Source organism: Bacillus sp. EB106-04-04-XG123, assembly GCF_058791855.1.
This window is the reverse complement of record NZ_JBYTDZ010000002.1, coordinates 116,138-134,673: the sequence shown is the minus strand read 5'-3', so window position 1 is coordinate 134,673 and position 18,536 is coordinate 116,138. Positions and strand designations below refer to the sequence as shown.

21 protein-coding genes and 1 pseudogene are annotated in these 18,536 nt (G+C 40.9%); 14 read left to right on the top strand and 8 right to left on the bottom strand.

What is annotated here, in order from left to right; all coding sequences use genetic code 11:
• Positions 1-46: 46 nt before the first annotated feature.
• Positions 47-346, bottom strand: a pseudogene (locus AC3WTB_RS06140) (NifU family protein).
• A gap of 121 nt (positions 347-467) precedes the next feature.
• Between AC3WTB_RS06140 and AC3WTB_RS06135 the strand changes: the two are divergent.
• Together AC3WTB_RS06135 and AC3WTB_RS06130 are read left to right on the top strand one after the other, a co-directional pair.
• Positions 468-797, top strand: a complete 330-nt coding sequence (locus AC3WTB_RS06135; RefSeq protein ID WP_075611862.1) for a YuzD family protein — start codon at positions 468-470, stop codon at positions 795-797.
• 99 nt (positions 798-896) lie between these two features.
• Positions 897-1,127, top strand: coding sequence for a hypothetical protein (locus AC3WTB_RS06130; RefSeq protein WP_048237351.1), 231 nt, complete (start codon positions 897-899; stop codon positions 1,125-1,127).
• Between the two features lie 49 nt (positions 1,128-1,176).
• Here the strand turns inward: AC3WTB_RS06130 and AC3WTB_RS06125 are convergent, their stop codons facing one another.
• On the bottom strand, positions 1,177-2,244 hold the full coding sequence (locus AC3WTB_RS06125) for an NAD(P)/FAD-dependent oxidoreductase (protein WP_034282611.1): 1,068 nt from the start codon (positions 2,242-2,244) through the stop codon (positions 1,177-1,179).
• A 255-nt stretch (positions 2,245-2,499) separates the two neighbouring features.
• Here AC3WTB_RS06125 and AC3WTB_RS06120 point away from each other — a divergent pair, with 255 nt between their 5' ends.
• From AC3WTB_RS06120 to AC3WTB_RS06110, 3 genes are all read left to right on the top strand, one after another.
• Positions 2,500-2,736 (top strand): YuzB family protein, encoded by a 237-nt coding sequence (locus AC3WTB_RS06120; RefSeq protein WP_008346813.1) that lies wholly within the window; start codon positions 2,500-2,502, stop codon positions 2,734-2,736.
• Between the two features lie 270 nt (positions 2,737-3,006).
• Complete coding sequence (gene dapF, locus AC3WTB_RS06115; RefSeq protein ID WP_041088425.1) at positions 3,007-3,861, top strand: diaminopimelate epimerase; 855 nt, start codon at positions 3,007-3,009, stop codon at positions 3,859-3,861.
• A 74-nt stretch (positions 3,862-3,935) separates the two neighbouring features.
• A complete protein-coding gene (locus tag AC3WTB_RS06110) occupies positions 3,936-4,298 on the top strand; it encodes a HesB/IscA family protein (protein ID WP_024425967.1) in 363 nt (120 codons plus the stop codon).
• A gap of 297 nt (positions 4,299-4,595) precedes the next feature.
• On the opposite strand, the gene AC3WTB_RS06105 is transcribed toward AC3WTB_RS06110, so the two are convergent.
• Complete coding sequence (locus tag AC3WTB_RS06105) at positions 4,596-5,363, bottom strand: MerR family transcriptional regulator (protein WP_492333466.1); 768 nt, start codon at positions 5,361-5,363, stop codon at positions 4,596-4,598.
• Between the two features lie 237 nt (positions 5,364-5,600).
• Between AC3WTB_RS06105 and AC3WTB_RS06100 the strand changes: the two genes are divergently transcribed.
• Positions 5,601-5,807, top strand: a complete 207-nt coding sequence (locus AC3WTB_RS06100; RefSeq protein ID WP_024423352.1) for a hypothetical protein — start codon at positions 5,601-5,603, stop codon at positions 5,805-5,807.
• A 46-nt stretch (positions 5,808-5,853) separates the two neighbouring features.
• Here the strand turns inward: AC3WTB_RS06100 and yumC are convergent, their stop codons facing one another.
• Positions 5,854-6,852, bottom strand: a complete 999-nt coding sequence (yumC, locus tag AC3WTB_RS06095; protein WP_492333465.1) for a ferredoxin--NADP reductase 2 — start codon at positions 6,850-6,852, stop codon at positions 5,854-5,856.
• A 391-nt stretch (positions 6,853-7,243) separates the two neighbouring features.
• Here yumC and AC3WTB_RS06090 point away from each other — a divergent pair, with 391 nt between their 5' ends.
• The 4 genes from AC3WTB_RS06090 (at position 7,244) to spsC (ending at position 9,868) form a co-directional block, all read left to right on the top strand.
• Positions 7,244-8,461, top strand: coding sequence for an NAD(P)/FAD-dependent oxidoreductase (locus tag AC3WTB_RS06090; protein WP_024423350.1), 1,218 nt, complete (start codon positions 7,244-7,246; stop codon positions 8,459-8,461).
• A gap of 135 nt (positions 8,462-8,596) precedes the next feature.
• Positions 8,597-8,722 carry a YuiA family protein gene (locus AC3WTB_RS06085; RefSeq protein ID WP_158333015.1) on the top strand — a complete coding sequence of 42 codons (126 nt, stop codon included), beginning with the start codon at positions 8,597-8,599 and terminating at the stop codon, positions 8,720-8,722.
• An 81-nt stretch (positions 8,723-8,803) separates the two neighbouring features.
• Positions 8,804-9,124 (top strand): YuiB family protein, encoded by a 321-nt coding sequence (locus AC3WTB_RS06080; RefSeq protein ID WP_039181171.1) that lies wholly within the window; start codon positions 8,804-8,806, stop codon positions 9,122-9,124.
• Between the two features lie 99 nt (positions 9,125-9,223).
• Positions 9,224-9,868 (top strand): stationary phase survival protein SpsC, encoded by a 645-nt coding sequence (gene spsC / locus AC3WTB_RS06075; RefSeq protein WP_041088431.1) that lies wholly within the window; start codon positions 9,224-9,226, stop codon positions 9,866-9,868.
• A gap of 41 nt (positions 9,869-9,909) precedes the next feature.
• On the opposite strand, the gene AC3WTB_RS06070 is transcribed toward spsC, so the two are convergent.
• On the bottom strand, positions 9,910-10,386 hold the full coding sequence (locus AC3WTB_RS06070) for a divergent PAP2 family protein (RefSeq protein ID WP_024423347.1): 477 nt from the start codon (positions 10,384-10,386) through the stop codon (positions 9,910-9,912).
• Between the two features lie 324 nt (positions 10,387-10,710).
• Between AC3WTB_RS06070 and AC3WTB_RS06065 the strand changes: the two genes are divergently transcribed.
• The 3 genes from AC3WTB_RS06065 to spo0M all read left to right on the top strand — a co-directional run bounded on the left by AC3WTB_RS06065 (position 10,711) and on the right by spo0M (position 14,607).
• Positions 10,711-12,201: a leucyl aminopeptidase gene (locus AC3WTB_RS06065; RefSeq protein WP_151284708.1), complete on the top strand. Its 1,491-nt coding sequence runs from the start codon at positions 10,711-10,713 to the stop codon at positions 12,199-12,201.
• A 141-nt stretch (positions 12,202-12,342) separates the two neighbouring features.
• Entirely contained in the window at positions 12,343-13,671 is a 1,329-nt protein-coding gene (locus AC3WTB_RS06060; protein WP_492333464.1) for a Na+/H+ antiporter family protein, read from the top strand.
• A 159-nt stretch (positions 13,672-13,830) separates the two neighbouring features.
• Positions 13,831-14,607: a sporulation control protein Spo0M gene (gene spo0M / locus AC3WTB_RS06055; RefSeq protein ID WP_129192967.1), complete on the top strand. Its 777-nt coding sequence runs from the start codon at positions 13,831-13,833 to the stop codon at positions 14,605-14,607.
• 39 nt (positions 14,608-14,646) lie between these two features.
• Here spo0M and AC3WTB_RS06050 read toward each other — a convergent pair whose 3' ends face one another.
• From AC3WTB_RS06050 to adeR, 3 genes are all read right to left on the bottom strand, one after another.
• Positions 14,647-15,243 (bottom strand): biotin transporter BioY, encoded by a 597-nt coding sequence (locus AC3WTB_RS06050; RefSeq protein WP_058838089.1) that lies wholly within the window; start codon positions 15,241-15,243, stop codon positions 14,647-14,649.
• Between the two features lie 116 nt (positions 15,244-15,359).
• The gene (gene ald / locus AC3WTB_RS06045; protein ID WP_034282594.1) at positions 15,360-16,496 is read right to left on the bottom strand and encodes an alanine dehydrogenase; all 1,137 of its coding nucleotides are present in this window, start codon (positions 16,494-16,496) and stop codon (positions 15,360-15,362) included.
• Positions 16,497-16,606: 110 nt separating this feature from the next.
• Positions 16,607-17,836 (bottom strand): sporulation transcriptional activator AdeR, encoded by a 1,230-nt coding sequence (adeR, locus tag AC3WTB_RS06040; protein ID WP_039181162.1) that lies wholly within the window; start codon positions 17,834-17,836, stop codon positions 16,607-16,609.
• 406 nt (positions 17,837-18,242) lie between these two features.
• Here adeR and AC3WTB_RS06035 point away from each other — a divergent pair, with 406 nt between their 5' ends.
• On the top strand, positions 18,243-18,536 hold the full coding sequence (locus AC3WTB_RS06035; RefSeq protein WP_003213769.1) for a WXG100 family type VII secretion target: 294 nt from the start codon (positions 18,243-18,245) through the stop codon (positions 18,534-18,536).

Sequence of the window (18,536 nt, the reverse complement as noted above, 5' to 3'; positions counted from 1 at the left end):
ATGAAAAAAACGACCCTAATTGGGTCGTTTTCATGTCATATATGAATTAGAAAACCTGTTCAACTTCTACAACGCCAGGCACTTCTTCTAATAATGCGCGCTCAATACCGGCTTTCAATGTAATGGTTGAACTTGGGCAGCTGCCGCATGCACCAAGAAGACGTAATTTCACAATGCCATCTTCAATGTCTACAAGCTCACAGTCTCCACCATCACGTAATAGAAATGGACGAAGTTTGTCCAGTACTTCCTGTACTTGGTCTTTCATTTCGACTTCAGTCATTAGATATAATCGCTCCTTTCACAACATATCACCATTATATTCATCTGGACGATAAAAATCTATTGATTGGTTTCAAAGTTTCCTTCTCATTATAGCACAATCTCATCTTGAAACAAAAAGTGATTTTGACTTTTTTCATCCAGAAAATTCAGCTAAAATGAAGAAAGAATAGGGGGCTTGTCAAATGAACAAAACTGTCGATCTTTATGTATATGGAAGAGATGTACTGTGCGCTAGCTGCGTGAATCTGCCTTCTTCAAAAGATACATTTGAATGGTTAGATGCAGCATTAAAACGAAAATATCCGAATCAGCCATTTCGCATCACATATATTGATATTGAGCACCCGCCAGAAAACGAACAACAAAAAGAATTGTCTGAACGAATTCTTGATGATGAATTCTTTTATCCACTTGTCTTAGTAGAGGATCAAATCGTTGGAGAGGGCAATCCGAAATTAAAAGACATTTATCAAGAAATGGAGAGATACGGGTACAAGGAGAGCAGTGAATAAGCTGTTCTTTTTTTGAAGAATAAAACGAACAAACGTTCCTTTTTGTGTTGAAAAAGAACGTTTGTTCGTTTATAATGAAATGAAAGGAGCGTGAGCATCATGAATTATTTACTGAAACAATCTCTTCATCAGCAAGTACCGATTGAGATGATTTATATGAAGAAAAACGGAGAGTGCACAAAGAGAAAAATCATTGTACACCGTCAAACGGATCAGCTTATCCAAGCGTATTGTTTATCGAAGAAGACGATGAGAACCTTTCGTAAAGATTGCATTCTTGCCCTTGCTCCGATCAAATGGACCCACTCATCGGCACATGCCGTTTCATAGAAAAAAGCTCCCTCGTCACGAAGGAGCTTTGAGAAAAAATTCACATGATTTAGCCGTTGTGATGCTTGTACATCCAAAGGAGTCCAGATTTCAGGAGTCTTGGCACCCGGCCAACAAGCGGACGATCAGCTACTAAGCCAAAGCCGGCTTTTTTCCCTAAAGAACCTAAAACACCTTTTAGCTTAAACTGTGGATAAGCCTCAGGAAGCGGCTCATTTTTCCAGCGTTTTTGCAGAGATTGGACAATTTGTTCAGCCTGCGCCTCAGCAAGCTGTGCACTTGGGGCATGCGGCAGACTTGCGCAGTCACCTACGACATATACATGCTCATCCCCTGGAAGATTATGATGAGGAGTTAATACGACGCGGCCTTGTGCGTCTTTTTCAACATCCATCTCTCGTACCACTTTGCTTGGCTGTATTCCTGCTGTCCATACGATGACATCTGCTTCAATTGCGTCATCATGGTTGTAAACGACACCTTCTTCAACCTTTGTAATATTGGCACAGTTAATGATCTTTACGTCATTTTCTTCAAACCACTTTTGCACATACAAACTTAATCTTTTTGGGAAGCTTGATAGAATCAACTCTCCGCGGTCAAAAAGAATAATGTTTAAATCAGCACGGCTTTCTCTTAGTTCACTGGCCAGCTCTACCCCGCTAAGTCCAGCACCGACGATGCCAACCGTTGCACCTGCGCTCAAATTGTTTAATTTGTTGTACGCATGTCTTGACTGATCAATGGTTTGAATGCTGTATGTATGTTCTTTCGCACCAGGGACATTATGATACTTGTCCTCACAGCCGAGTCCAATCACCGTATCATCATACGGAATCGGTTCACGGTCGCTGAATAAGATCTGTTTGTTTTCAATATCAATTTTTTCTACTTCCCCGTATTGAATATCCAGCTTCGGATGCTCTGGAAAAGATACTCGAATGTGATGATCAGAGATCGTTCCAGCAGCAAGTGCATAATATTCTGTTTTTAAACAGTGGTAAGGATTTCGATCAATTAATGTGATAGTGACATCATCAGGTAATTGATTTGGCAATAAGCGGTGGAGAACCCGCATATTCCCGTAACCTCCGCCGATCAAGACTAAATTTTTCATGACGATTCTCCTTTTCCCCGTAGACATTGAAAAACACTTATACTAAAAAACTTTAAGTTAAAATACCAAATAAAATTATATCGAATTTACTGTGAAACCACAATAATTGTTTCAAAATAACCTACATATTCATCAGTTAGTCCTAAATAGTAAAACATTTTACGAGGAATAGGCGTAACGATACAGATGAAGCTCATATTTTGACTAATACAAGGAATTTCGGTAGGATGGTAAGGCAATGTGAGGTGAAGCACAGTGTTTCCACTGATCGAATTTTGTGTAAGTAATCTTGCACAAGGGTCTCAAGAAGCAAAAGAGAAGCTTGAAAAAGACCCAAACCTAGACGTAATGGAATACGGCTGTTTAAGCTATTGCGGCAAATGTATGGACTCCCCATTTGCACTTGTGAATGGAGAATTTGTTTCAGGAGAAAATGCAGAGCAGCTAGTCGAGCGTATTTATGCTTTTATAGAGGAAAACGACATGTTTTAAATGCACCACATGGGTCATGAGGTGCATTTTTTTCACTCTTTCACCTTCCATTTTTAAGGAGAATGAATAGAAAGCGCATTCAATATGTTATGCTAATAAAATATCATCAATATGAAACATCACACGAGAGAAAAAGAGGCATATGCATAATAAAAGCCCTTTGCCATGGCAGCAAAGAGCTTCTATGTATGAAAAACGGGGGATGATAAGATTGTCTCCTGAATCGACTCCTTTTATACTATAAAGAAACAACATTTTTGGAGGAAGCTCATGACATCATTTCAATTCACGAAAATGCACGGATTAGGAAATAATTATATTTACGTTAATCAGATGAAGGAACAGCTTCCAGAAGAGCAGCTATCAGAGATAGCGATCCGCGTTTCTTCTGTTTATACAGGAATCGGTTCTGACGGGATGATCCTTATTTGCCCATCAGATGTTGCACCTGTGAAGATGCGCATTTTCAACAATGATGGATCAGAGGGCAAAAACTGCGGTAACGGGCTGCGCTGCGTCGCAAAGTATGTGTATGAGCATCAAATTGTGACGGACACAACGTTCCAGATTGAGACATTGTCAGGACTTGTTGAAGCTACCGTTCACGCTCAGGATGGTCACGTTCAGCTAGTCACTGTAGATATGGGAAAACCACGTTTTGAAAAAGAAGCGATGCCGATGCTTGGTGAACCGGCCAGCACAACAATTAATGAGCCGCTCGATTTTGGCACTGCGAATTTAAATGGAACAGCCGTTTCAATGGGAAACCCGCACATCGTTTTTTATTTAGAGGACATTGAAAAAGCGCCTCTTCATACACTTGGGCCGATCATTGAAAAACACGATATGTTTCCAGAAGGCGTTAATGTAGAATTTGTTGAAGTTGTCAGTGAAACCGAACTGCATTTTCGTGTGTGGGAAAGAGGCTCAGGCATTACACAGGCCTGTGGAACAGGGGCTTGTGCTGCGGCTGTATCCACAATTGTGAATGGTCAGGCTAAAAAGGAAACAGACATGACAGTTCATTTAGCGGGCGGGGACCTCATCATTCGCTGGAAAGACAATGACCACGTGCTTATGACAGGACCTGCGGAGACCATTTGTGACGGGACATTTTATCTCTAAACCATTTATTTGAGAAAAGGCATCATCACGTTTATAATTGAAAAAGAAACATCCAGTCAAAAGGAGGGATGATCATGAGTACACCAGTAACCATTACAGAAGCTGCTGCACTGCAGATTAAAGATATGATGAAAGAACATGAAGAAGAAAATGCGTTCCTTCGAGTGGGCGTAAAAGGCGGCGGCTGCAGCGGTCTTTCATACGGCATGGGCTTTGACCATGAAGTCTCAGAGAAAGACACGCAGTTCAAGCAGCACGGTATCAATGTCCTTGTCGACTCCGAAAGCCTTGATATCATGAACGGAACCATCATTGATTTCAAACAATCACTAATGGGCGGCGGTTTCACGATTGACAATCCAAACGCCATCGCATCATGTGGATGTGGTTCTTCTTTCAGAACAGCAACGAATACCGGTACGCCGGAAGAGTGTTAAGGGTTAAAACGGTTCATTCTGTAAAACCATCTGTATAATGAAGACCTCCTCATATTAATCATTTTCTTGAGGAGGTTTTTTGTGTTGTTTTTAAAGATGCAAAAAAAGGACATGACTTCAATCACTCAGCACGTCCTCTTTATAAAGATATTTAATTAGAAAAAAGCTCGCAGTTTCTTAGTATTTCCTCTCTTCATCTTCCACATCTTTTCAAAAGGTTTCATCATGGTGTGTCGGAAAAAATGTTCTTTGTTGTGTTTCGTTGAGAATAACGTTTCGTATTAATCGATTGTATTCTCAATCATCATTTTCAAAGCTGTTCCCTCTTTTATGAAGAGTAGTAAAGACTTTCATCGCTTCGCTCATAAATGATGCCAAGCCCTCACCATAACGATCTATATTCTTTTTGAAACGTTCATCTTGAATATAGAGTTGACCTAAACCGTAAAAAGCATCAAGAGAGTAATAACGAAAGTTTTCGTTTAAAAAGTCGTACCATTGTTTGATGACGATTTGCACCTCTTTGGATTTAGGGGAATGGCTGCGAAGAGAGGCTAGTTTATTCAATATGCTATCCCAGCTATCAGATAATTCAATTTGTTCATCTTTAGACAAATGATTTAGTTTTGAGCTGACTTCATCAACAGCTTGATTTCCCCAACGGTGACGAGCTTCTTCTTCATATTGACTAAATTTCATATTCATATTCTCAAACCTCTCTTTATATGTGTATTGAGTTTCTCCCGTTAAATGTTGTAGCGTCTTATCAATATTTCCGATCATTTTATTGAGATTATCTCGTTTCTCTATTAACATTTTCCTTTGTAGCATAAATGCTTCTTTCTTATTAAATGAAGGATTGTGCATCATCTTTTGGATTTCCTTCAATGGAAATCCAAGTTCCCTGAAAAATAATATTTGCTGTAATGTTTCAAGATTTTCTTCTGAATAGAGCCGATAACGATTATCTGTGACTTCACTTGGAGTCAATAAACCAATCTTGTCGTAATGATGAAGTGTACGGATGCTAATACCAAATAATTCAGCTACTTCTTTTACTTTCATTTCAATTCACCTCTCTTGATATCCACTATAAAATATGACGTTGCGTTAGGGTCAATCATCTTTTTTAAAATTTATATCATTGTTGATCTTGTTTGAAGCAGCGAATTCAAGAAGTTATGTTTTTTCGCAAATCGCTCAATTTTGTTACAGCTGGCCCGAACAACTGGCTATTTCCACTCGAAAAGAGTATCATGAAAACCAAACATAAACTGTAGTGAGAAAAGAGGTTGCTGAGGTTTGAGTGAACAAATCAATTGCAGGAACTGTCATGAGCTGATTCCGTATCGTTCCAAAACGTGTCCATCTTGCGGGATTGAGAAGCCGCTTCCGAAAAAGGAACGTGTGAAGGATCGGGTGATTTTGGTTGTGGCAGGGATTGTTGTGGTGCTGCTTGCTGCAATGGTACTTGGAATGGCAAATGCCTATATTGGGGTTTTTAAATAAACGAAAAAGGAGTTCCGCGAGTGGGAACTCCTTTTTTGATCCGTTCTTATTTGTTTTCAAATAAGCTTGTGGAATGGAGAGGCTGTACACGGGCTTTCGGGTCCATGTAGGCTTTCGCATTGTTGACAGCAGTTGGTGCTTCGCCAAATCCGCTTGCAATCAATTTGACTTTTCCTTCATACGTGCAGATATCTCCTGCCGCATAGAAGCCTTCAATGTTTGTTTCCATTGTAGATTTCACTACGATGGAGTTCTTTTCGATTTCAAGGCCCCATTGTTTGATTGGTCCAAGGGAGGAAACAAAACCGAAGTTGACGATCACGTCGTCCACATCAAGCACTTGTTTTTTGTCGCCTTTGACTTCTTCGAGCACGATCTGTTCAATGCGGTCTTCACCAATGAGCTCAGTTGGCACAAATGGAGTCAGCACATTGACCTTCGAGTTGTGCAGGTTTTCTACACTGTGCTCATGTGCGCGGAATTTATCGCGGCGGTGAATGATGGATACTTCTTTTGCGATTGGCTCAAGCATGAGAGCCCAATCCACCGCAGAGTCTCCGCCTCCAAGAACGGCCACACGTCTGCCGGCAAATTGATTCAAGTCATTAATGAAGTAGTGCAAGTTGCTTCCTTCAAATGATTCTGCTGAATCAAGTTCAAGCTTTCTCGGTTGAAATGCCCCGTTACCAGCTGTGATGATGATCGTTTTAGAGTAATGAACCTCTTGATTTGTGACAAGTTTAAAGATCCCATCTGCCTGCTTTTCAACTGTTTCAACTGCCTGTTCTAAGCAAATGGTTTGATCAAATTTATCCATTTGTTCCTTTAAGTTATCAACTAATTCTTGTGCGCGGATTTTTGGGAAACCAGCCACATCATAAATATATTTTTCAGGGTAAAGAGCGGATAGTTGACCGCCGAGCTGAGGAAGGCTTTCAATGATTTTCACACTTGCCTGTCTCATGCCTCCGTAAAACGCAGTAAACAATCCAACTGGGCCGCCCCCGATAACGGTAATGTCATATACCTTAGAATCTTCTTGCATTCCTTTAATCCTCCCAAATGAAAATTGTTATCACTATATCATATCATACCACATATCGTCGTTTGACTTGTTTTGAAAAACTTGTCGTTTTTTGATGCTGAAGCTTTGAAAAGGAGGAAAAAGTGAGAAAGACCGTTTATCATAAGGATTTTCAGTTTAAAGCCTTGAAAATTGGAGCAGAACTCGCTATTATTGTTAAGGGAACTAAATATTAATTTTTTATGAATTTTTGTCGGATACGGTCAAATGCTTTCGTTTTATGTAGGTGAAAGTTCAGATTTTCACATACTTATTTTTTTGTTTAAATTTCATAAAATGCCGCAAAGCGGTTGAGAATAACGATATGTAATTCTTTATCCGTTTTACAGCAAATTTAAAAAAGGTGGATGTGATTCCAGTGAATAAACCGAAAATCGTTGTATTAGGTGCAGGTTATGGCGGATTAATGACTGTAACAAGATTAACAAAACAGCTTGGCACAAATGATGCGGATATTACTCTTGTGAACAAGCATAATTATCATTACGAAACAACATGGTTACATGAAGCAAGTGCAGGTACACTTCATCATGACCGCTGTCGTTATCAAATCAAAGATGTGATTAACAGTTCCCGTGTCAACTTTGTACAAGCAACAGTTGAAAGCATTGATAAGGAAGCGAAGAAAGTTGTGACATCAGATGGCGAACTTTCTTATGACTACCTTGTTGTTGCACTTGGTGCTGTTCCTGAAACATTTGGTATTGCAGGACTGAAAGAATACGCATTCTCAATCTCTAACATCAACTCTGCTCGTCAGCTTCGTGAGCACATCGAGCTTCAATTTGCAACGTATAATACGGATGCTGAAAAACGTCCAGAGCGTTTGACGATCGTTGTCGGCGGCGCAGGATTCACAGGTATTGAGTTCCTTGGTGAGCTTGGAAACCGTGTGCCTGAGCTTTGCAAAGAGTATGACATTGATCAAAAAGACGTGCGTATCATCTGTGTAGAAGCTGCGCCAACAGCTCTTCCTGGATTCGATCCAGAATTGATCGACTATGCGATGAACTACCTTCAAGGTAAAGGTGTTGAGTTCAAAATCGGTACAGCGATCAAAGAATGTACGCCTGAAGGTATCATTGTTGGAAAAGACGATGATACAGAAGAAATCAAAGCTGCAACTGTTGTTTGGGCTGCAGGTGTACGCGGTAACCCAATCGTTGAAGAAGCTGGTTTTGAAAACATGCGCGGCCGCGTAAAAGTTTCTCCAGATCTTCGTGTACCAGAAAATGATGATGTCTTCATCATTGGTGACTGTTCATTGATTATCAATGAAGAAATCAACCGTCCATACCCACCAACTGCACAAATCGCTATGCAGCAAGGTGAGACAGTAGCGAAAAACCTTGCAGCACTAGTAAAAGGTGGTTCTCTTGAAAGCTTTAAGCCAGACATCAAAGGAACAGTTGCTTCTCTTGGTGAACACGACGCTGTAGGTGTTGCGTTTGGTAAAAAACTTCAAGGAACAAAAGCTTCTGCAATGAAGAAAATCATCGACAACCGTTCTTTATTCATGGTTGGCGGGCCAGGACTTGTTCTGAAAAAAGGAAAATTCAAGTTCTTCTAAACCGATATAGACAAAAACGTGTATCCCTGTGGTACACGTTTTTTCATGTTTGACGGAATATTTTCTCACTTGGTACTGGACAGAAAAATATGTTATGATGAATTATCAGAAAATTTAGATTAAGGAGTGAGCAATATGAATGCACAAACAAAGGAAAAAACATCAGCCTGTCAATATTGTTCAGGAAAAGGGTATTTTCAGCTATTGCTCGGCGGATCTGAAACGTGTGAGGAATGTAAAGGGACAGGAAAGAAGCGTTAATCGATCTGCTTTTTCCATTGATTGACTTCATCTCTATTTCCAAGTTAAACTAATGATGGGATATTTGGGGGTGGAGATGAAGTGATCAGTTTACCAGTCGTTATCATTTCAGTTATTTTATTTTTCGTGTTATTCTTTGGCATTGGTTTTTTGCTCAATATGCTGCTGAGAATGTCATGGATTATGGCTATTTTATATCCAATTGTATGCCTTTTCATTATTAACAATCAAAAGATGATCGCTTATGTAAGAGAGCCTGGCACTGCTTTTTCAGGAATAGGAGACCGGATCGTCTCACTCGCTGCGGCAGATATCATCATCTTATTAAGCGGCCTGATCGGTGCGATCGCATCAGGTTTTGTCATTAATGCACTTCGAAAAAGAGGGTATCAAATGTTTTAACTCACTTGTGGACACGCAAGTGGGTTTTTTTGTTTCTCCTTTGCATAGTTTCCATTTTGTTTGGAAACAAATAGATGGGTAGAGGAGTGACAAATAGAGATGAAAACATGGATGAAACGATTGTTCATGACAGCGCTATTCATGATTGCACTTTTGACAAGCTTTACGGGCATATCTGGAGTCGAACCAAGTGATTTAGCTGCGTGGGTGAAAGAGACCGATGCGGGCAAGCAAGTATCTTCTTTTTTTCAGCAGCCAAAAAGGGAAACGATGGCACTTAAAAGTGAAGACATGCGGGCTGTTTCTCTCGAAGAAGCGTTTAATTGGAACGATTACCCGAAGCAGAAGGTTGTGGCAACCGGCTATACAGCAGGTGTGGAATCAACAGGCAAAACGAAGGAACATCATGCATATGGCATTACATATTCAGGCGTCAAAGTGAAACGTGATTTATATTCAACAGTGGCAGCCGATCCATCCGTTTTTCCGATTGGAACGGTGCTGTTTATCCCAAACTATGGCTACGGTGTCGTTGCAGATACCGGGAAAGCGATTAAAGGTCATAAGCTTGATTTATACTATGAAACCGTTGATGATGTGTATAGAGAATGGGGTAAAAAAGTGCTCGATGTGTATATCATCAAAAAGGGTGAAGGGACGTTAACGGAAAAAGACTTAAATCAGCTCAATGAAGCAGAATCGATGCAAGTATTCCGTCAGCAGTTTCAAGCCAATAAAGAATAAAAAAAGCTTTGGGCCAATTAAGGTCCAAAGCTTTTTCGCTTCTACATGAAGTAATAATCTAAGATGAGTGTCAGCAAGATACCTGTTAAACCGCCGAAGAAGACTTCAATCGGCTTATGACCAAGAAGCTCTTTTAATTTCTTTTGCTTTTCTTTTTCTTCCGCATTTGGGAAATTCTTTGCTTCGGAAACAAATCGGTTAAAATCTGTTACGAGCTTGTTGAGAACAGTCGCCTGTTCTCCTGCCTGTCTGCGAACGCCTGTCGCATCAAACATGGTAATAATGGCAAAGATGGCGGAAATGGCAAAGATAGATGTATCTAGCCCGTGCTCTAAAGCCACTGCTGTGGAGAGTGCTGTTACTGCTGCGGAGTGTGAACTTGGCATTCCGCCTGTGCTTGTAATGAGCGACCAATCTAGTCGTCTAGAAATAATAAATTGAATCGGTACTTTTACAAATTGTGCAAAAAAGATGGCTGCTAGGCTGGCAAGCAGCGGAAAATTCGTCAGTACGCTCATGAACAAGAAACATCCTCTCTTTAAGAAAAAATATCGTGCGAAATGATGAACTAAAAATCCTAGTATGATGAAAAAATGATAGCAGTAAAAAATGCTGCCAAGTCCATGTTCATTATAACATTAAAGAAACTAGATGTGGAACGAGGAGAACACGGACAGGCAACTTAGGTTTTCGGTGCTTTTTCATGATGCCCTTCCACGTGTGAAAATATAAATGTTCATCAAGTAAAGACAGACTGGCAATGATCGTATAGGCACGCAAATTTTGATATAATAGAAGTTCCAATGTGAAAAATGGAGTTCATTAAGGAGCGTGTGATAAATATGTTTTTCTCGACAAATGAATTGCAGCATAAAGATACACTGGCGATCGGACTTTTTCAAAAGAGCCAATTATCAGGAAAAGCAAAAGAAATGGATGAATTACTTGAAGGAAGAATCACTGAATTATTAAAAGAAGGCGACATTTCATCCAAACGAAATCAGCTTTCGAAGTTTTTCCCATCCCCTGAAACAGGCATCAAACGCATTTATTTTGTCGGGCTTGGGAAGGAATCAGATTACACATTTGAAGAGGCAAAAGAAGTGTTTGCCCATTTATTTAAAAAGCTTCATCAAGATAAAAAGCAAGCGGTTTCTGTCTTGCTGGATACGTTTATTGGAAAGGATCTGCCTGCCCAAGATGCAGCCCATGCCCTTTCTGAAAGCTGCCTTTTAGCTACATATGAATTACAGGATTTTAAACATAAAACAAATGAACCGGATCGCTTTATCGAGTTTGTTTATGCAACGACGGAGCATGATCAAGCTGAAATTCAGGCGAGTCTAAAAGTCGGCGAAGTGTACGGACAGTCAGTCAATTCGGCCCGTACCCTTGTGAATATGCCGCCGAACATGCTCACATCCTCTGATTTAGCTTCGTATGCGGCAGAACTTGCATATAAATATGAATTTGAGATTGAAATTTTAGATAAAGAACAAATGGAAGAGCTCGGAATGGGCGGTATTTTAGCCGTCAATAGAGGCTCAACAGAACCGCCAAAACTCATCGTGCTGAAATACCAAGGCAAGGAAGAATGGACAGACGTCATCGGTCTTGTCGGTAAAGGCATCACGTATGATACCGGCGGCTACTCTTTAAAGCCAAGAGCGAGTATGGTTGGCATGAAAACAGATATGGGCGGCTCAGCCTCTGTTTTAGGCGCAATGGAAATCATCGGAGAACTTCGCCCAGAGCAAAATGTCATTGCGGTCATCGCCTCAACGGATAATATGATTTCCGCAGACGCTATGAAGCCGGATGACGTCATTGTGTCACTAAGCGGTAAAACAATCGAAGTGCTCAATACAGATGCAGAAGGCCGTCTTGTTTTAGCAGATGGGGTGACATATGCGAAGCAGCACGGTGCCTCTATCCTTATAGACGTGGCAACATTAACAGGCGGTGTCATTGTGGCGCTTGGAAATGAGACAACAGGTGTGATGACTAATAACGATGAGTTGTACGCTCAGTTTAAAGAAGCATCAGAAGAATGCGGTGAAATGATCTGGCAGCTGCCAATCACGGAAAAAGATAAGAAACGAGTACGAAACAGCAAAATGGCTGACCTCAATAACTCACCAGGCCGTGATGGTCATGCGATCATGGCAGGTGCTTTCATTGGTGAATTCGCAGAGGATACGCCTTGGGTTCACTTAGATATTGCAGGAACTGCAACAACAGAAAAACCTTCATGCTTTGGGCCAACAGGGGCAACAGGTGTAATGGTAAGATCACTTGCTACATTTGTGGAACGATTTGAAGGAACAAAATAAGGGATAAGGCTCTGCCGGATGGCAGAGCTTTTTTTATGTAGGACATACGCCATTTGACGAAGTTTTTTTTCTATGGTAACATACGTTGGTACTTTAATTATCTACTACATTAGTAAACTAAAGGATTTCGGGGGTTTCACCATGAATGCAGTTGTTTTAGCGGTTGTTTTAATGTTGATATTAAGCTTGCTGCGGGTCAATGTCGTGATTGCGCTGGCAATAGGCGCTTTAGCTGGCGGACTTGCAGGTGGATTAGGCTTGGGAGGAACAGTGGACGCCTTTACGGATGGACTCGGAGGAAATGCAACCGTGGCGATTAGTTATGCGTTATTAGGGGCATTTGCTGCGGCGCTGACGAAAACAGGTCTTCCAGATGCCATGGTTGAAGGAGCAGTGAAGCTTCTAGGAAAAGAAGGCGATTCAAGACGGAAAACACTATCAAAAGTGCTCATCGTTCTTGTCATTTTGATCGTGTCCTGTTTTTCACAGAACGTCGTTCCTGTTCACATTGCCTTTATCCCAGTCCTCATTCCGCCGTTATTAAAGGTGTTTAACGAGCTTCAGATTGACCGCAGACTGCTAGCGTGTGTCATTACCTTCGGACTCACTGCACCATATATATTACTTCCAGTCGGTTTTGGACAGATTTTCCACGGAATGCTTCGTGACAATATGAAGGAAGCGGGTCTGACTGTAAACTTAGCAGATATTCCATATGCAATGCTGATTCCTGTTGCGGGTATGGTTCTTGGCTTGATCGTTTCCATTTTTGTGTATCGAAAACCAAAGGTATATGAGGATCGTGAAATTACAGATGTAGAGAAATCGGCTTATACGAAAAAAAGCTTATTCTTTGCCGGTCTTGCTATTCTCGTTTCGTTGATTGTCCAGCTTTATCTATCGCAAAGCCTTGGTGTGGAAGGAATGATCTTCGGTGCACTCGCAGGACTGCTTGTCTTGTTTGTGACTGGAATGATGAAACGCGATGAAGCAGATGAACTCATTACATCTGGAATGAATATGATGGCATTTATCGGTTTTGTTATGCTTGTTGCCGCTGGGTTTGCCAACGTTTTAACAAAAACAGGAGACATTGAATCTCTTGTCAAGGCATCTTCCCAATTTATCGGCAACAGCCAGAGCCTTGCAGCGATTTTAATGCTGCTTGTCGGCCTGCTTGTGACAATGGGGATCGGATCATCATTTGCAACGATTCCGATTATTACAACCATCTTTGTTCCACTTTGCTTACACTTAGGATTTAGTCCAATGGCCACCATTGCCATTATTGGCTCTGCTGCGGCTGTTGGAGATGCAGGTTCACCTGCAAGTGACAGTACGCTTGGACCAACATCAGGATTGAATATGGATGGACAGCATCACCACATTTGGGGAACTTGTGTCCCGACTTTTATCTATTATAATATTCCGCTTGTTCTGTTCGGCTGGCTGGCGGCGATTATTCTGTAAAATGAAAAGCTTGTAGAGAAAACGATGATGTTTTTTCTATAAGCTTTTTTGTTGTTCGCAGATGAAAAAATAATTAGGACAAAAGTATGAATTAAATGAATCTTTCTTCCTCTATCTTACGTATATATGCTGATAAAAATGAAAAGGGGAAGATGGGATATGTCATTTTTTAAAAAGCTAGCGGCAAGTGCTGGGATTGGTGCAGCGAAAGTAGATACCATTTTGGAGAAAAACGCTTATTATCCAGGACAAGAAGTAAAGGGAACTGTCCATGTAAAGGGCGGGAAAATTGCTCAGGACATCCGCTATATCAATGTCAAGATTCAAACACAGTATGTGATTGTGAAAGATGATGAAGAGCAAAGAAAATATGCGAATATCTTTACTTTACGGGTGACGGATTCTTTTACCATCCAGCCTGGAGAAAAGCATGAATTTCCGTTTTCATTTATTCTTCCTATCGATACCCCGATGACGATCGGAAAAGTAGAAATTGCAGTAATGACAGACCTTGATATCCAAGGCGGAATCGATAAATCTGACTATGACCGCATTTTCGTTGAAGCACACCCTTGGGTGAGAAATGTACTGGAGGCCACTAGAAATCTTGGCTTCCACCTAAATGAAGCAGACTGTGAGCAAGCACCTTACTTTCAGCGGCGCCTGCCATTCGTCCAAGAATTCGAGTTCATTCCGACATCAGACTACTATCGCTATATGCTTGATGAGCTAGAGCTGATTTTTCTGATAGATGAAGGCGGCTTAGACATTGTTTTTGAAGTCGACCGCAGAGCAAGAGGCCTGAGAGGATGGCTCGAAGAGATGTATAATGAAGGAGAACAGCTTGCGCGCTACCGCTTCAGTCCATCAGATCTTGAAAATGTAGAAGTGCTTGAAGGAATGCTAGAACAAATCATAGATCAATACGCTGAGTAATGATGAAAAAAGAGCCTGAATGATGACAGGCTCTTTTTTCTATGATACAGCTTCTTGTTTTCGAAAGGATGTGGCTTTGGATACAGAGCGATAAATTTTAGGTGCCAGCATCGCAAGTAATATAGTCAATGCATAGTCTTTTACCATAAACCAGATCATAAAGAACCATGTGGTTTGATAGGAAATCGGTGCATTGAGCCATACATTTAATGCGAGGTATGTATAGGTCGTTCCAATCACATACATCACGGTCGTACCAGCAATGGCTGCAAGCAAAAATCGGCCAAAGCCAGGGCTTTTTCTTTTTTCCAGAATGAATCCGGCAAGCCAGGCAGCAGGGATGTATGATAATACAAAGCCGCCGCTTTTGCCTAAAATGACCCCAAAGCCCGCAGAGAACTGGGCGAATACAGGTGCACCAGCAATTCCAACCAAGGCATAGACAATCATAGCTAATGCCCCAAGCCGTCTGCCGAGTAAGAGACCAGCAAGTACACAAAAAAACGGCTGCATCGTAAGTGGAATTCCCCCGACCTGTAAAAATGGCACAATAGATGTGATATTGGCCCCGATAGCCATGAGTGCAGCAAACATTCCGACTAGCACAAAGTCAGCAGTTCGTGTCTTCTTTTGCATGATGTTTCCCCCTGTCTTATCTGTACAAATAGATTAAGGGGAAGAAGAAATTTTGTCAACTTGTTTTTATTTAAGGTTAACAATAAAACCCGCCCATCAAGAGGGCGGGGAGTAGATTAAGCTTCGGTCATAAAAGTGGCATCGATGGCTTTGCTGACAGGTACGTAATCATAGCCGAGATCACGAGCAACCGCTTCGTACGTGATATGTCCGTTCATGACATTGACGCCTTCTGCGATGGCGTTGTTTTCTCTAATGGCTTTAGCAGCGCCTTTATTCGCAATTTGCAGTGCATATGGAACAGTGACATTCGTTAACGCAACAGTTGATGTCCGCGGAACCGCACCTGGCATGTTGGCGACAGCATAATGCAATATGCCGTGTTTTTCATAAGTAGGCTGGTCATGGGTTGTGATATGATCAATGGTTTCGACAATGCCGCCTTGATCAATCGCTACATCTACAATGACAGAACCAGGTTTCATTTGTTTCACCATTTCTTCTGTCACAAGTGTCGGTGCTTTGGCACCAGGAATCAGCACAGCACAAATGAGAAGATCTGCTTCACTGACTGAATCTGCAATGTTGACAGGGTTGGACATTAACGTTTTCATTTGATGGCCAAATTGGTCGTCCAGCTGACGCAGGCGTTCTGCATTTACATCAATCAGGGTGACATCTGCGCCAAGTCCGATTGCCATTTTCGCTGCGTTTGTTCCAACAACTCCGCCGCCAATAATGGTGACCTTTCCTCTTGATACCCCTGGTACACCTGCAAGTAAAATACCCTTTCCGCCTTTTGGCTTTTCTAAAAATTGTGCACCAATTTGAGCGGCCATTCTGCCTGCTACTTCAGACATAGGTGTGAGAAGAGGGAGTGATTTTCCGTCCGTTACGGTTTCATAAGCAATGGCTGTAACGCCTTTTTGTTTTAATGCTTCAGCCAAGGAGGGCTCTGCGGCTAGATGCAGGTACGTAAATAAGATGAGTCCTTCTCTGAAATAAGGATATTCCTCAGGTAATGGTTCTTTTACTTTCATGATCATATCAGAAGATGCCCATACATCTTTCGCCTGATCAAGAATCTCTGCACCAACAGATACATAATCGTCATCAGTGAATCCGCTTCCAAAACCAGCGTTTGTTTCAATTAAAATCTGATGTCCAGCTGAAAGCAATTGAGAAGCTGCTCCTGGTGTTAAAGCCACTCGGTTTTCATTGTTCTTAATTTCTTTCGGAATGCCGATGATCATGTTTATTCCTCCTATGCTTATCTATTCATATTGTATGTCTAGTGTATCCTGAAAGTTTAGAAAATTCTTCGGTTGAAATAAAAAATAAAAAAACGCCTCTTTGTGAAATTTCACAAATGGACGTTTTTTAGCTTCATATCAAGGTATATGGTCATTTTCTCATTCATGTTTTTTAAATCAATTTCTGCGATGTCTGTAATCCGTTTTAATCGATAATTTAAGGTATTGATGTGGATATTTAATTGCTTTGCGGCAATATTGGCATTGCTGTCACAGTCAATAAACCGTTCAAGTGTTTCGACGAGGTTGGAATGATGCCTCAGGTCGTAATCCTCCAGCTTCGATAAAGAGTAACTGGAGTAAGAAGAGCCCTTTCGCTTCTCAGCAAGCACATCAAGGTATTGATAAATGCCTAGTTCAGAAAAGCTGTTTAAACGTTCTGTTTCAACTGGAAAGCGTTCTTTCGTTTTTAATACAGCCAGTGCTTCTTTATAGGAAGGCTGAATTTGAGAGATGTTATCGTAAATTCCTCCAATTGCTGCCTGAACATGCTGAATATGATACCGGTCCGCAAGCTGCTGCAGCATGCCGCTTGTGAATTGTTTAATATCTTGAAGCGGATGTTCTGTTTTTGGTGAGACAAGAATAATGAATTCGTGAAAATCAACAGTCGTTAACAATACCTGTACTTGCTGTGTTGTTTCAAGCAGATAGGACAGCTTTTTTTCTGTCTCCTCTGTGAGTTCGTCACGAAGACGGAAGATGATGATGGCATATGTGTCTGGACATCTGATGCCAAGTCTTAAAAAAAGGTCAAGCATCTCATCCTTTTCATGAATATGACCCGTAAGCATCTTCCAGAAAAGCTCCTGATTGCGTTCCTCTGTTTTCGTTTTTCGAATTTGTAAATTGAGTAATTTGTTTTTCACGGCATGTGCTGCCATTTTGAGAAGGTCCATTTCTTCTTCTGAAAATGGCTGCGTAGATTCAATCGCCCAAATAAATCCGAGCACTTCTTTGTCCTTCCAGATGGAAATGGCGACCCTGCTAGATAAACCCACCTCTGCAATTTGAGGGACACGAAGCGGTTCGTCTGTTTTAAGGAGTGTAGGAATGATGCCGTCCTTCCAAAGCCGATTGATGACTTTTTCCGGTACCCGGCGGGAGATAATGGTTGAAGTTCTGGCGGGATCAGTAAAATCATTGTGTGTGCTATATGCCAATAATCGATGATGAGTATCTTCTATAGTAATAGGGCAATTGAGCACATCACTTATTTGGTCTGCTACATCCTCTAAACGATCAAGACTATACTTAAACGGATCTGTCTTTTTTGTCATAAAAAACCCCTGCTTTTTCGAATATTTCACGTACTTACATTATGAAGAGAATGAGGTACGTAAATCAACAAAAAACTGCCATAAACTTAAAAAAACAAAAAGTGTGAGAAGCAAGCAAGTGGATGTTGAAGCACGATGAAAAAGAAATAGTACAATAATAACGTAGTAAAAAATCAATAGGCGGAAAGGTCCACCAAAGTCGGTGGATACTTATTAAGAATATATGACCAAAAAACTGTTAAATACTAGATAAAAAGCGAAAAACCAGTAATTCTATAGACTCATTTTGTAAAATAAAAACAGATTTGTTTGACTGTGTATCATTTCTGTTTTTATAATAATAACGTCAAAAAATAAGTGGATTAGCCCATTATATGGCGGCTATGCACGGGAGGTAATGAGGAATATGTCAGGAATTATTCGCGTAACCCCAGAAGAACTAAGAGCGACCGCTAAGCAATATGGTGTTGAAAGTCAAGAAGTGTTAAACCAAGTTGATCGTCTAAATAGAATGATCTCTGATTTAAAAGGAATGTGGGAAGGTGCTTCTAGTGAAGCATTTGCTGATCAATACGAACAGCTTAAGCCTTCATTTATCAAAATGTCTGATCTATTAACAGATGTCAGCAATCAGCTTGATCAAACGGCAAATACACTTGAAAGCACTGACCAAGACATCGCAAGCCAAATCCGCGGCTAA